Annotated in this window: 15 protein-coding genes; 11 read left to right on the forward strand and 4 right to left on the reverse strand. The window is 66.2% G+C overall.

All coding sequences use genetic code 11. From position 1 onward, the window contains the following. Nucleotides 1–123: 123 nt before the first annotated feature. From IEX33_RS00995 to IEX33_RS01035, 9 genes are all read left to right on the forward strand, one after another. The gene (locus IEX33_RS00995; RefSeq protein ID WP_188727007.1) at nt 124–1407 is read left to right on the forward strand and encodes an MFS transporter; all 1284 of its coding nucleotides are present in this window, start codon (nt 124–126) and stop codon (nt 1405–1407) included. Beyond that, nucleotides 1367–1744 (forward strand): ArsR/SmtB family transcription factor, encoded by a 378-nt coding sequence (locus tag IEX33_RS01000; RefSeq protein WP_229675168.1) that lies wholly within the window; start codon nt 1367–1369, stop codon nt 1742–1744. Before IEX33_RS00995 ends, IEX33_RS01000 begins: the two co-directional genes overlap by 41 nt. A gap of 128 nt (nt 1745–1872) precedes the next feature. Continuing rightward, nucleotides 1873–2049: a CsbD family protein gene (locus tag IEX33_RS01005; RefSeq protein ID WP_066278512.1), complete on the forward strand. Its 177-nt coding sequence runs from the start codon at nt 1873–1875 to the stop codon at nt 2047–2049. Between the two features lie 114 nt (nt 2050–2163). After that, complete coding sequence (locus IEX33_RS01010; protein WP_188727009.1) at nt 2164–3030, forward strand: universal stress protein; 867 nt, start codon at nt 2164–2166, stop codon at nt 3028–3030. Nucleotides 3031–3214: 184 nt separating this feature from the next. Further along, the gene (locus IEX33_RS01015; protein WP_188727012.1) at nt 3215–4414 is read left to right on the forward strand and encodes an AI-2E family transporter; all 1200 of its coding nucleotides are present in this window, start codon (nt 3215–3217) and stop codon (nt 4412–4414) included. Further along, nucleotides 4415–5746 carry a DUF2254 domain-containing protein gene (locus IEX33_RS01020; RefSeq protein WP_188727014.1) on the forward strand — a complete coding sequence of 444 codons (1332 nt, stop codon included), beginning with the start codon at nt 4415–4417 and terminating at the stop codon, nt 5744–5746. It begins immediately after the preceding gene. Between the two features lie 57 nt (nt 5747–5803). Further along, nucleotides 5804–6280, forward strand: coding sequence for a hypothetical protein (locus IEX33_RS01025; protein WP_188727016.1), 477 nt, complete (start codon nt 5804–5806; stop codon nt 6278–6280). A gap of 59 nt (nt 6281–6339) precedes the next feature. After that, entirely contained in the window at nt 6340–6747 is a 408-nt protein-coding gene (locus IEX33_RS01030) for a four-helix bundle copper-binding protein (RefSeq protein ID WP_104184579.1), read from the forward strand. A gap of 15 nt (nt 6748–6762) precedes the next feature. Then, a complete protein-coding gene (locus tag IEX33_RS01035) occupies nt 6763–6996 on the forward strand; it encodes a hypothetical protein (RefSeq protein ID WP_188727018.1) in 234 nt (77 codons plus the stop codon). Nucleotides 6997–7093: 97 nt separating this feature from the next. On the opposite strand, the gene IEX33_RS01040 is transcribed toward IEX33_RS01035, so the two are convergent. After that, nucleotides 7094–7474: a MerR family transcriptional regulator gene (locus IEX33_RS01040; RefSeq protein ID WP_188727020.1), complete on the reverse strand. Its 381-nt coding sequence runs from the start codon at nt 7472–7474 to the stop codon at nt 7094–7096. Between the two features lie 177 nt (nt 7475–7651). Between IEX33_RS01040 and IEX33_RS01045 the strand changes: the two genes are divergently transcribed. Continuing rightward, nucleotides 7652–9175: a SulP family inorganic anion transporter gene (locus tag IEX33_RS01045; RefSeq protein WP_188727022.1), complete on the forward strand. Its 1524-nt coding sequence runs from the start codon at nt 7652–7654 to the stop codon at nt 9173–9175. A 66-nt stretch (nt 9176–9241) separates the two neighbouring features. Next, on the forward strand, nt 9242–9820 hold the full coding sequence (locus tag IEX33_RS01050) for a DUF3267 domain-containing protein (RefSeq protein WP_188727024.1): 579 nt from the start codon (nt 9242–9244) through the stop codon (nt 9818–9820). A gap of 50 nt (nt 9821–9870) precedes the next feature. Here IEX33_RS01050 and IEX33_RS01055 read toward each other — a convergent pair whose 3' ends face one another. From IEX33_RS01055 to IEX33_RS01065, 3 genes are all read right to left on the reverse strand, one after another. Continuing rightward, entirely contained in the window at nt 9871–10563 is a 693-nt protein-coding gene (locus IEX33_RS01055) for a potassium channel family protein (RefSeq protein WP_188727027.1), read from the reverse strand. Continuing rightward, nucleotides 10556–12022 carry a TrkH family potassium uptake protein gene (locus tag IEX33_RS01060; protein WP_188727029.1) on the reverse strand — a complete coding sequence of 489 codons (1467 nt, stop codon included), beginning with the start codon at nt 12020–12022 and terminating at the stop codon, nt 10556–10558. The genes IEX33_RS01055 and IEX33_RS01060 overlap by 8 nt, the downstream gene beginning before the upstream one ends. A 621-nt stretch (nt 12023–12643) precedes the next feature. After that, nucleotides 12644–12796 (reverse strand): LPXTG cell wall anchor domain-containing protein, encoded by a 153-nt coding sequence (locus IEX33_RS01065; RefSeq protein ID WP_188727030.1) that lies wholly within the window; start codon nt 12794–12796, stop codon nt 12644–12646. Nucleotides 12797–12975 lie beyond the last annotated feature (179 nt).

Below are 12975 nucleotides of genomic sequence, written 5' to 3' on the forward strand. Positions count from 1 at the left end.
CGCTCCGTCACGGAGCGGCGCCTTCGCCGTTAACGGGCCCGGCCGGCGGCGCAGGACATAATGGCAGGCCGGGCCTATGATAAGTGCATATACGTGCACATATGCACTCAAGGAGTGGGCTGGATGTTTTCGGTTCTGCGGAACGCAACGTACCGGAGGCTCTTTGCTGCGCAAATCGTGGCGCTGATCGGCACGGGCCTGCTGACGGTCGCGTTGGGGCTGCTGGCCTACGACCTGGCTGCGGGTAATGCCGGGGCGGTGCTCGGTACCGCGCTGACCATCAAGATGCTTGCGTACGTGGGCCTGGCGCCGGTGATCAACGCGCTGCTGGCCCGCTGGCCGAAAAAACCGGTCCTGATCGGGGCCGACCTGGTGCGCGCGGCAATGGCACTGTCGCTGCCGTTCATCACCGAAACCTGGCAGATCTACGTAGTGATTTTCCTGCTGCAGTCAGCCTCTGCCACGTTCACCCCGGCGTTCCAGTCGCTGATCCCCGCCGTCCTTCCGGACGAACGGGACTATACGCGCGCGTTGTCCCTGTCCCGGCTGGCGTACGACATGGAGGCCCTGGCCAGCCCGGCCCTTGCCGCGCTGCTGCTCACCGTTGTCAGCTACAACAACTTGTTCCTGGGTACCGTGGCAGGGTTCGTGTTCTCCGCCCTCATGGTGGCCATGTCCGTCCTGCCGCAGGTCCCCGCGGGGGAGTCGCCGCAGGCCTCGCTTTGGCACAGGACCACGCTCGGAGCCAGGATCTTCTGGCGGAACCGGCGGCTCAGGTCGCTGCTGGCACTGAACCTGGTGGTCGCGGCCCCCACGGCCCTGGTGCTGGTGAACACGGTGGTCTATGTCCGTGACGTCCTACAGCGGCCGGACACGGACCTTGCCCTGGCGCTGGCCTGCTTTGGGGTGGGGTCCATGATCGTTGCCCTGTCCGCCCCGTGGCTGCTTGAACGCCTGGGTGACCGGACGGTGATGCTCGCCGGGGCCGCCGTCGTTCCCATCGTCATGGCCGGCGCCGCCGCCATCTCATGGGCCACGCCCGGCAGCGGATGGTGGTTGCTGCTCACCCTGTGGTTCCTCCTGGGTGCGGCGAACTCCACCATCCTTACGCCGTCGTCGAGACTGCTGCGCGAAGCCTCCACCGAGGACACCCGGCCGTATGTTTTCACGGCGCAGTTCTCGCTCTCGCACGCCTGCTACATCCTGGCCTATCCGCTGGCGGGCTGGGTGGGAGCCATAGCCGGTTTGGGCTGGGCCGCGGCGGGGCTGACAATTGTTGCGATGATAGGCAGTGCAGGAGCATTCCTGTCCTGGCCCCGGCATGATGCCGCAGGGGCCACGGGCCGTGCAGGGGAGGAGCAGGACAGTGGCCAGCCAGCCCCGCAGCGAAGCCGCGCCCGCCGTTGATGTCCCGTCCCTGGTACACCAGGTAACTCCGGGGCCGGAGCTGCTGGAGGCAGCCTCCGCCACCCTCCGGATGCTGGCCGAGCCCACGCGCCTGCACCTGCTCTGGCAGTTGTCGCAGGGCCCCAGGACCGTGACCGAGCTGACGGCCGCCGTCGGAGTTCCGCGGACGGTGGCAAGCCAGCACTTGGCCAAACTCCGCCTCAGCGGGTTGGTGGACACGCGCAAGGACGGCCGCCACGTGATCTATTCGTTGCGCGACGGGCACCTGGTGCGCCTGATCCGCGAAACCATCAACCATGCGGACCACCGCGTCACCGGCGAACCCACCCACGGCTGACGCGTCGCAAGGCCGCGTGCCGCAGCTCACCGGGCAAAATGATCAGCACCCTTAGTGATTTGTGGTTACGATGGGTAGGTAAGCCGCTGGCAGCACGCCGGCGGGAGCCGACCGTAGGGAGAAACACCATGGGTTTGGACGACAAGATTGGTAACGCAGCCGAGAAGCTTGGCGGCAAGGGTAAAGAGGCCGCAGGCGAAGCGACCGGCGACGATCGCCTGAAGGCCGAAGGCCAGGGCGACCAGGCCAAGGGCGACCTGAAGCAGGCCGGCGAAAAGGTCAAGGACGCTTTCAAGAAGGACTGACCTACCGGTCCATTAGCAAAGGGTGCGGTTCCACTGGAGCCGCACCCTTCCTGCGTTTACCGGAACTTTGGCAGGCTCTGAATCCCGTGGTCCTGCGCCCCGCTATCGTGGAGTATGGCGAACACGATTCTTGTCGGTATTGATGCCTCCACTGAAAGCGCCGCTGCCGCGGACTGGGCGCTGGCAGAGGCGAAGTCGCTCAAATGGAGCGTTATGTTCGTCCATGCCGTGTCCCCTGTCGATGTTGCAGACCCGGAAGTTGAGGCACGGTACTTTCGAGCAGCCTTCAGTGAAGCGGAACGGACCTTCGGGCCGTTGCTGGAGGACGCAGAGTCGAGGGGTGTGCCTGCGGAAAGCCGGGTGGTTGCCGGACGCGCCAAGGACGTGCTGATCCGATTGTCGTCCCGGGCTGGGCTTGTAGTCGTTGGGCGCCGTCACCGCACCGGTTACGCATCCCGCTTCGGAAGCGTCTCCGCCGCCTTGGCGGCGCACTCTTCCTGTTGGACTGCAGTCATCCCGGAGAGGTGGAAGCGGGACCAACCTGCCTTGGACGGTGTCCGGGCCCCCGGCACGGCAAGATTCTTCGGGCATGTCATCGTAGGGGCGGAGGAGGGGCCGGAGGCAGCAAACCTGCTTGCCGTGGCAGCAGAGTTGGCCCAGCGGCACGGCGCGCCGCTGACTGCCGTTACCGTCAGCCCTGATGGTGCAGCCCGGGACGGCGCGGCCTGGCTCCCGGAGCTTCTTCACCGCATAAATGAAAAGCACCCCCAACTCCAGTGCGCAAGCGTTACCCTGACGGGGAATCCGGCCGGTGAAGTCACGGAGGCAGCCAGCGGCGCCCGGCTGTTGGTCATTGGATCGCGCGGCCTCAGCGGCCTTCCGGGAATCGTTCGCGGGTCAGTCAGCCAGGCCGTTTTGGAAAGTACGTCCTCTCCGGTTTTGGTGATACCTTCCCGGCCGTTGAAGCCTGAACGCGAGTGATGTGGCACCATTCGGTTCCCGCCCACGGCGGAGCGCGGCGGTGCCGGCACCGTGCGGCTGGTCCAAGGCGGGCCATTGGTTGGTATACCACTGTGGCTCCATGAGAAGTTTAGGTAGCCTGCGGGGCGTCGCCGATGCCACTTTTTCGCAGCTCCAGCGCTTGCTGATCCAGGGAGACAACTGAATGCAGACTCAAAACCGGGTAAACCCGTGGCAGGACGGTCTTGGCCGGGCGAGTATCAGGGCAGGCCAGATTCTGGTGCTTCTGGCACTTTCGGCCGTCCTGGTCTACGGGCTCATCCAGGTGCGGCTGGTGGTCATTCCCCTGCTGCTGGCACTAATTTTGGCGGCTGCCATCGCACCGCTGGTGAACTGGCTCAGAAGGAAGGGCTGGCCCAGTGCGGCCGCCACCGGCTTCTCCTTCCTGTTGCTCCTGCTGACCTTGGGTGGAGTGGTCACGGCCATTGTTTTCGCCGTGATTGGCCAGGCGGGGGAACTGGGACGCAGCGCGACGGAGGGGTTCGACCAGGTCTACGGCTTCGTCCGGAACGGCCCGATTCCGATCGATGACCAACAGATCCAGCAGGCACGTGACGCCGTGCTGGACTTCGTCACCAGCAGCACCGCGGGCGCCGGTGTTGTCACCGGCCTCAGCGCGGCAGGGACGTTCATCACCGGTGCCCTGCTCATGGCCGTGATCCTTTTCTTCTTCCTCAAGGACGGAGAACGCATCTGGGCGTTCGTCCTGCGCGCTTTCAAGGGCACACGGCTGGTCAAGGCGAGGCGCGTGGGGCATGACAGCCTCGCGGTGCTGGGCGGGTATGTCCGGGGAACGGCCATCGTGGCCGTCGTCGACGCGGTCTTCATCGGGTTGGCCCTTGTAATCCTCGGAGTTCCGCTCGCCCTGCCGCTGGCCGCGATTGTGTTCATCGGCGCCTTTATCCCGCTGGTGGGCGCCACCCTCGCCGGCGTGCTGGCTGCCCTCGTGGCGCTGGTGGCCAACGGGCCTGTCACGGCCCTGATCGTCATCATCGTGGTGGTTGTTGTCAATCAGCTTGAAGGCAACTTCCTGCAGCCGGTGGTCATGGGGCGTACTCTCAGCGTGCACGCCCTCGTCATCCTGCTGGCACTCACAGCCGGTACTATCCTGGCGGGCATTATCGGCGCCATCCTCTCCGTTCCCCTGGCGGCCGTTATCTGGGCCGCGATCAAAGCATGGAACGAAAAATCAGACGATGAAATCACGGCGGAGGATGTTTCCAGAGCCGAGCAGGAGACCGCCAGGGATTCCCACGGCCAGCTGTCCGCCGCCGCGGCAACGGAGCAGCCTTCGCGGGAACCGGCGGCATCCCACAGCGGCGCGGGCCAGGGAACCGAGGAATAGGTGAACACCACTACCCGCAGCGCACACTGGCTCGATGCCCTGCGGACCCAGCTCTGGCCGCTTCCGGCATTGGCTGTTGCCTTGGCCGTCGTCCTGGGCATAGCGCTGCCTGCGCTGGATTCGGCCGTTGACGGCGAGCTGCCGGACAGCGTCACGGTTTTTCTTTTCAGCGGCGGGCCGGAGGCTGCCAGGGCTGTCCTGCAGGCCATTTCGGGTTCGCTCATCACGGTGACCTCGCTGACGTTCTCGCTCACCGTGGTAACCCTGCAGCTGGCCAGCAGCCAGTTCTCACCCAGGCTGCTGCGGACCTTCACCTCGGACCGGTTTGTCCACGGAACGCTGGCGCTCTTCCTGGCAGCCTTCGCCTTCTCTCTGACAGTCCTGCGCAGTGTGCGGGACGAGGGCAACGGCAACACCGCCTTCGTACCTGAAATCTCCGTCACGGTGGCCTATGCGCTCGCCATGGCCAGCGTCGTCGGGCTGGTGCTCTTCCTGGCGCACCTCACGCGGGAAATCCGGGTGGAAACCATGATGAGCCGAGTCAACGTGGAAACCCAGGAAACCATGGACCGCGTCTTTCCCCAGGACCGGCCCGCACTCCTGCCGCAGCCCTTTCCGGCGTCGGGCAGCTTCCCCATCCGCGCCAGTTCTTCCGGCTTCCTGACCTCATATGTCCAGGGCGAACTCCTGCAGGCTGCGAAAGATGCCGGTGCCGTTCTCCGCATAGACCGGGAACCGGGCAGCTCACTGGTGCAAGGCGTCCCGTTTGCCACCGCCTGGCCCGTGGCACCGGGAGCAACGTTCACTGCAGAAGTCCGGGAGAAGCTCACCAAGGACACCAACGCCGCCGTGGCAACCGGGTATGAGCGCACCAACGTCCAGGACGTCGGATTCGGGTTCCGGCAGCTCGTGGATGTTGCCGCCCGGGCGCTCTCCCCGGGCATCAACGATCCCACCACGGCAGTGCACGTCATCGGGCACCTCTCGGCGCTCCTCTGCAGGCTGGCGGAGCGTAACCCCGGACCGGAGCACCTGGTCGACGACGACGGGCGGGTCAGGGTGGTGCTGTCCCATCCCGGAATGCAGGTCTTCCTCAGCCTGGCCATGGACCAGCCCCGGCAGTACGGCGCGGCGGACCCTGCCGTCGCCGCCCGCCTCCTCCGGCTCCTCCACGAGCTTGCGTGGTGCGACCGGACGGGCCGGTACCGGGCGGAGATCGTGGACCACTTGGGCCGGATGCGCAACGCCATCGGCTCCGCACACTATTCGAGCCCGGAACGGAAAAACCTGATGGACCTGGCTGATTCCATCGCAAAAGTAATACTCATGTGATCTGCGGAACAGGAATACGAAGCTAGGCTGAGAAAAAGCCCTCAACAGGAAGTGGTGATGGCCACACTGGGTTCGTCTGCGTTTGGACTGCTTCGCTGCCTTGGTGCGCTGCGGGGCGTTTTCGTATGGCTGCTCCTGGTCCTGCTGATTGCCGGTGCTGCTTCCTACACGGCCGGCAGCCGGTACGCGCTGGTCCCCGGGCACAGCCCGGTGCAGTCAGCGGGCGGACAAACCGCCGGCGAAGAGCCGCTTGAGGCAATAACCGAAGCCGGCCCGGCAGAGCCTTCAGCCTCAGCGTCGCAGTCCGTCCGCGTGATCCACGAGGCCGGCCCGTCCGAGCCTGCGGGACTCGAGAAAGAGGGCGAGCGGAGTAAGGCGCCCCGCGGCGAACCGGTCCCGGTGCGGACCGGTGCGGTGGATCCGCCGTCGTTGATCCAGCGGCTGCCCGGTGGCAGCCTCCATTCCAGTGACGTGCCGCCGGAGCCGGAACTGCCGGCGCTCACGGTGGTGGATCTTTCCATCAGCAGGACGTAGGAGCGGTTCGCCGTTCCACTACACCTCTACCTGCTGTATTGACCTGGAAAGAGATACCAATGACACATGTACAGTCCATGCTGGACGCCTACCCCAAGGATGTGGCGGGCATCGACAAAGCCAAGCTCGTGGAATGCATCCAGGCATGTTTCGACTGCGCACAAACATGCACCGCATGCGCCGACGCATGCCTGAACGAGGACATGGTGGCCGAGCTCACCAAGTGCATCCGCACCAACCTCGACTGCGTCGACATCTGCGCCGCCACCGGAAAGATCCTCTCCCGCCACGGCAATTACGACGTCGGCATCACCCGGGCAGTGCTGGAAGCATGCCGCATCGCCTGCCGTGCCTGCGCGGAGGAGTGCGGCCAGCACGCCTCCATGCACCGCCACTGCGAGGTATGCGCTGAGGCTTGCCGCCGCTGTGAGCAGGCCTGCACCGACCTCCTGGCCTCGCTGGACTAGGTGGAGGTGGCGGCCATGACACATTCACAGATTCCGCTGGCGGTTCGACGCGCCGGCGGCAGGGGCGGATCCCGTGCAGGGCGGGCGGAAGACCCGCAGCTGCGGCGGATGCTGGCCACGCACGTCCACTGCGGCGAGCCCATGCAGTTGGTAGCGGCGCCGGGCGAAGGGCTGGCAGCAAAGAACGACGGCGGCCTGCTCACCTACCGGTGCGCGTGCGGGTTCAGCTTCGATCACTGGGAGGGCTGACCGGCCCTTGTCCAGCGACAGGGTTGTCATTGGCGCTTATTTGGGGGCGCCGAGGGCAGCCCGGCCGCGGCGGTTCGGTGCTGCAGAGCGTCGATTGTCAGCCGCGGCCGCTGAGCCGTTCGATGAGTTGATCGGCCTGGGCCAGGTTGCGGGCCATCTTGGCGCGTTCAGCCACGGCCTTCTCCAGGTACGCGGCGAGTTTGGCCTGCGCGTCACCGGCGGACCCTGTCTCCTGCGAGGAGAAGAGCTCGAGGATGTCGGCCATCTCCTCCAGCGAGAACCCCAGGGGCTTCATCTGCTTGATCACCATGAGGCGCTCGACGTCGTCTTCTGAATACACCCGGAAGCCGCCCTCGGTGCGGGCCGTGGCTGGAAGCAGCCCCACGTCGTCGTAATGGCGGATGGTGCGCAGGGACAAACCTGTCCGTTCCGCCAATTCGCCAATGTGCATGGTGGAAGTACCGGTTCGTGCTGTCATGTCGTGGGCCTCCGTAATATCCGCGTTCAACCCTACCATCACGTTAGGGTAGGGTTGGTTCCGGTTGGTGAGACGCCTGAGCGGACTCCCGACGTCCCGGCGCAAGGCTGCGCCCCTTCATTCTTCGAAAAATGGAGGCGCCGCCCTGCGCCTTCCTGACCATGAACGGAGCCAGCAATGGCCGTCAAAACCGCCGCGGATGCCCCCGCCTACACACCGGAACAGCTCCAGTCTGTCCGGGAGACGTTGAAGTCCCCGCGACGTCTCAAAACGGAAGTCCTCGCCGGACTCGTGGTCGCGCTGGCGCTGATCCCGGAGGCGATCGCCTTCTCGATCATCGCCGGCGTCGATCCCCGCCTGGGCCTGTTCGCCTCCTTCACCATGGCCGTCACCATCGCCTTCGTGGGCGGCCGCCCGGCGATGATTTCGGCCGCCACCGGCGCGGTGGCCCTGGTGATAGCCCCGCTGGTGAAGTCCCACGGAGTGGACTACTTCATCGCCGCCGTCATCCTCGGCGGTATTTTCCAGGTGATCCTGGGCCTGTCCGGCGTGGCGAAGCTGATGCGCTTTATCCCGCGGTCCGTGATGGTGGGCTTCGTCAACGCCCTGGCCATCCTGATCTTCATGTCCCAGGTGCCCGAACTGCTGGGCGTTCCCTGGCTGGTGTACCCCCTGGCGGCGCTGGCTTTGGTGATCGTGTTCGGACTCCCCAAGCTCACCACGGCCGTCCCCGCGCCGCTCGTGGCAATCGTGGTCCTCACGCTCATCACCGTCCTGGCGTCCATCGCCGTTCCCACGGTGGGGGACAAGGGCGAGCTGCCGGACTCGCTGCCTTCGCTCTTCATTCCGGACGTGCCGTTCACCCTTGAGACCCTGCAGATCATCTTCCCCTTCGGCCTGGCCGTGGCGTTCGTGGGGCTCCTTGAGTCCCTCATGACCGCCAAGCTCGTGGATGACATCACCGATACCCGCTCCCACAAGAGCCGCGAGGCCTGGGGGCAGGGCGTGGCGAACATCGTCACCGGCTTCACCGGCGGAATGGGCGGCTGCGCCATGATCGGTCAGACCATGATCAACGTCAAAGCCTCGGGCGCCCGGACCCGGATCTCCACCTTCCTGGCCGGCGTGTTCCTGCTGATCCTGGTGGTGGTGCTCGGCGGCGTCGTGTCCGTCATTCCCATGGCCGCCCTGGTTGCTGTGATGATCTTCGTATCCTGGGCAACGTTCGACTGGCACAGCATCCACCCGCGCACGCTGAAGATGATGCCCAAGAGCGAAACCCTGGTCATGGTGGCCACCGTCGTGGTCACTGTTGCCACGCACAACCTGGCCATCGGCGTCGGCGTCGGTGTGCTGGTGGCGATGGTGATGTTCGCCCGCCGGGTGGCCCACTTCGTCACCGTGGAACGGACGGTCACCGGCGTGGAGGGCCATGAAACCGCCACCTATACGGTGAACGGCGAGCTGTTCTTCGCCTCGTCCAACGATCTTTACACCCAGTTCGAGTACGCGCTGGACCCGCAGTTTGTGGTGATCGACATGCACGCCTCGCACCTCTGGGACGCCTCAACCATCGCAGCCCTGGACGCCATTACCGAGAAGTACCGGCACCACGGCAAGGACGTGAAGATCGTCGGCCTGAACGATGCCAGCACCACCATGCGTGAGCGCCTGGGCGGGAAGCTCGGCGCCGGGCACTAGTCCCGAGCCCGCGGCTCCGGCAGTATGGGACGAACGGTTACGGTGCGCAGGGGGAATGGAGACGGCATGCACGGTCAAATCCCGTCGGACACAGTGGAACTACCGCCGGATTACCGGCCGCACCGGACCGTCAACCTCAAGAAGGACGGAAAGCTCCCGGCGGCAGTGCAGGGAATCTTCGTTCTGGTGGCGCTCCTGGCAGTTTCCGCTGCATTGCTTCTTGGCCTGCCGCTCGGGTCAGGCTTGAGTCCCCTCGTCACAGTTCCGGTGACCCTGCTCGCCTGCCTGGCGTACATGGCTGCGCACGAGGCGACCCACGGCGTCGTCCTGCAGTTGCTGACCAGGGTCCGCCCCACCTATGCGGTGCGCTTCCCCTTCCTGACAACGGGGAACCGTGCCTACCTCACCCGGCGGACTGCCGTGGTGGTGGCACTCGCGCCGTGCATCGTCTGGGGAGGTGTCCTCCTCGCCGCACTGTTGACGGTCCCGGCTGATTACCGGATCACCATGTATGTCCTCCTGGCACTGAACTTTGCCGGCTCGGCCGGGGATTACGTTGAGGTCTACGTCGTCTCCCGGCAACAGCCTGATGCGCTGGTGCAGGACGATGGAGACAACATCAACGTATTCGTGCCGGGGAACTAGCGGCGGATACTCATAAGCGCCGCAGACCGCCGCGGTGCGTCAGGGCCAAACTAGGGGCGGCTGCTGAACCGCTCAGCCAGGTTCTTGGTGCCCTGGACGATGATCTGGTCGTCGTCGTACAGCACGGTCTGGGCGGTGGTGTGCTGCCAGGTTCCGCCCGGCCGTTTGACCGCCACGATGGTGATCCCGTACTTGTCCCGGAGGCCCAGCACGCCCAGGGGCCGGTCCCGGGCATCCGCCGGTGGCTGGGTGCGGACCATCACGAAGTCGTCCTCGAATTCCACGTAGTCCAGGATGGACCCGCGGACCAGGTGCGCCACCCGCCGGCCCATGTCGTGCTCGGGCCGGATGACGTGCTGCACGCCGAGTTGTTCCAGGATTTCCGCGTGCGGCTCGCTGATGGCCTTGGCCCAGATCTGCGGGTGCTTGAAGGTGAGCAGCCGGGAGGTGGTGAGGATGCTCGCCTCCAGGTCCGAACCGATGCCCACCACGGCCCGGTCGAACTCGTGGACGGAGAGCTGCCGCAGGACTTCTTCCTTCGTGGAGTCGGCACGGACCACATGGGCCAGCCGCCCGTTGTAGGACTGCACGATGTCCTCGTTGTTGTCGATCCCCAGCACCTCGGTGCCCTGGGCCTCCAATTCCAGGGCCAGGGAGCCGCCGAAGCGCCCCAGGCCAATAACGGCCACGGAATCGGGGTGCGCGGCGCGCTCGCCCCTGCGGGTGAAGATGTCCTTAGCCAATGAGGGGCCTTTCCTTCGGGTTTTCGTACAGTATGGGGCGCTTCCTGAGGGCCAGCGCGGTGCCGAGCGTGACGGGGCCAAGCCGGCCGATGAACATGAGCAGGATCAGCACCACCTGCCCGGCGGGAGGCATTCCGGCCGTAATGCCGGTGGACAGCCCCACGGTGGCAAAGGCGGACACCACCTCGAACAGGATCCGTTCCTGGCCGAAGTCCGTGATCATCATCAGGAACATTGTGGACGCCGTCACCAGGGCGATGGCCAGGAGCACCACGGTGATGGCCTGGCGGTGCACGGCCCGGGAAAGGCGCTTGCCAAAGATGTTCACCGCGGTGTCGCCCCGGAGTTCCGTGGCCAGGATGAAGAAGAGCACGGCGAAGGTGGTGATTTTCAGGCCGCCTGCGGTGCCGGCCGGGCCGCCGCCGATGAACATCAGGATGTCCATGCCCAGCCAGGACACGGGGTGCATCTGGCCGATGTCAACGCTGTTGAACCCGGCGGTGCGGGTGATCACGGACTGGAAGAATCCGCCCAGGATGCGGTCCTCGGGCGGCAGCCCGCCCAGGGTGGCGGTGTTGGTCCATTCCGCGGCCGTGAGGAACACGGTCCCGCCAACCAGGAGCACGGCGCTGCCGGCCAGGACGATTTTGGTGTGCATGCTCCAGTAGACGGGCCGGCGGTACTGGCGGCGGAGCTCGAAGAGCACGGGAAAGCCCAGGCTGCCGATGATCACCGCACCCGCGATGGGCAGGCACACCCACGGGTCGCCCACAAACCCCATCAGGCTGTCCGAGTACAGCGCAAAACCTGCGTTGTTGAAGGCGGACACGGAGTGGAACACCCCGTGCCACAGGGCCTCGCCGGGCGTGTAGCCGTAACCCAGGAGGAAGCGGAGCATCAGGAGCACCGCCAGGATGGTCTCCACAATGACGGTGATCAGCAGGACGCCGATCAGGACGCGGCGCACGTCGCCGAAGCCGGTGCTCTTGGTCTCCGTGGCGGCCAGCATCCGGGACCGCAGGCCCAGGCGGCGGGCAGTCAGCACGCCCAGGAGCGCACCGAAGGACATCACGCCGAACCCGCCGATCTGGATCAGCACCAGGATGACCGCATGCCCGAAGCCTGTCCAGAACACCGGGGTGTCCACCGTGATCAGCCCGGTGACACACACGGCGGATGTTGCGGTGAACAGGGCTTCCAGCAGTGACGCCGGCTGTGGTCCCGTTGCGGCTGCCGGCAGCATCAGGAGCACAGTCCCTGCCGCGATGGCAAGGACGAATCCCAGGGCGATCAGCTGCGCCGGGTGCCGTGGAACCAGCTTGTGGGCCAGCCGTCGGAGGGTGGACACCTGCTTGCCCTGGAGTTCCGCCAGGGACCGGCTGTACCCGGCCAGCACCGCCCTGGGTTTTTTCCTTCGGCGCTGAGGGTGGGGGCTTCGCTGGTAAGCCTTCAGGTGCATAGGCGCCACGGTACCACCGCAGCACGGCGCAGTCCGCCAGATGAAACAGACCTCACATTCCGCCCGTATTCTCCCGGGCTGCGTGCGGTCCCGCCCAGTTGCTCAGGGGGGCTATGCCCACCTGAGCCGGGACACGCCGTCGTGCGCGGCGTGCCGCCCCGGTGCCCCGGGAAGTAACCGGGCGGGAACGCACGACGGCGGCGCGTCACCCCCGGCTGCGTGCGGTCCCGCCCAGTTCGTCAGGGGGCCAGGCCCCCTGAGCCGGGACACGCCGTCGTGCGCGGCGCGCCGCGACGGTGCCCCGGGAAGTAACCGGGCAGGAACGCACGACGGCGGCGCGTCACCCCGGGAAGCAACCGGGCAGCCCCGGCAGCGGACCGGCCGACGTGGGTTGGGCCGGTGAGGTGCGTGCAGGCCGGGGCTGCCGTGCGGTCCTGCCCAGTTGCTCAGGGGGCCATGCCCACCTGGGCCGGGACACGCCGTCGTGCGCGGCGCGCCGCCCGGGTGCCCCGGGAAGTAACTGGGCAGGAACGCACGGCGGCGCGTCACCTTGGGCGGGCAGCCCCGGGCAGGAGCGCATGACGGCGGCGCCTCACCTTGGGCGGGCAGCGCCGGAGCGGGTCAGGCCCTGGTTCTGCGCTTCAGCCAGCCCCAAACGGCGGTGGCCGCGAACAGCACCAGGCCGATCAGCGCCAGCCACAGCAGCCCTTCGATAACGAAGCCCAGGATGGACAGAACGAGCCAGATAATAAGCAGTGTGATGATGAGTCCCATCCCGGAAGCCTAGCCCCGATCGCCGGTGGCAGGGCATATTGACACGGACCACCCGCGGGCGCACTCTGATAGCGCTGGGTGCCAGTGGCTGGCGGCCGCGGCCCATCGCAGGCCCGCCAACCGAAACCCGGGGCTGTCTGGGCGCTCCGGATGCGTAGTTCCCACACCCTTCCTGTCAG

Source organism: Pseudarthrobacter scleromae, from assembly GCF_014644515.1.
Taxonomy (GTDB): Bacteria; Actinomycetota; Actinomycetes; order Actinomycetales; family Micrococcaceae; genus Arthrobacter; species Arthrobacter scleromae.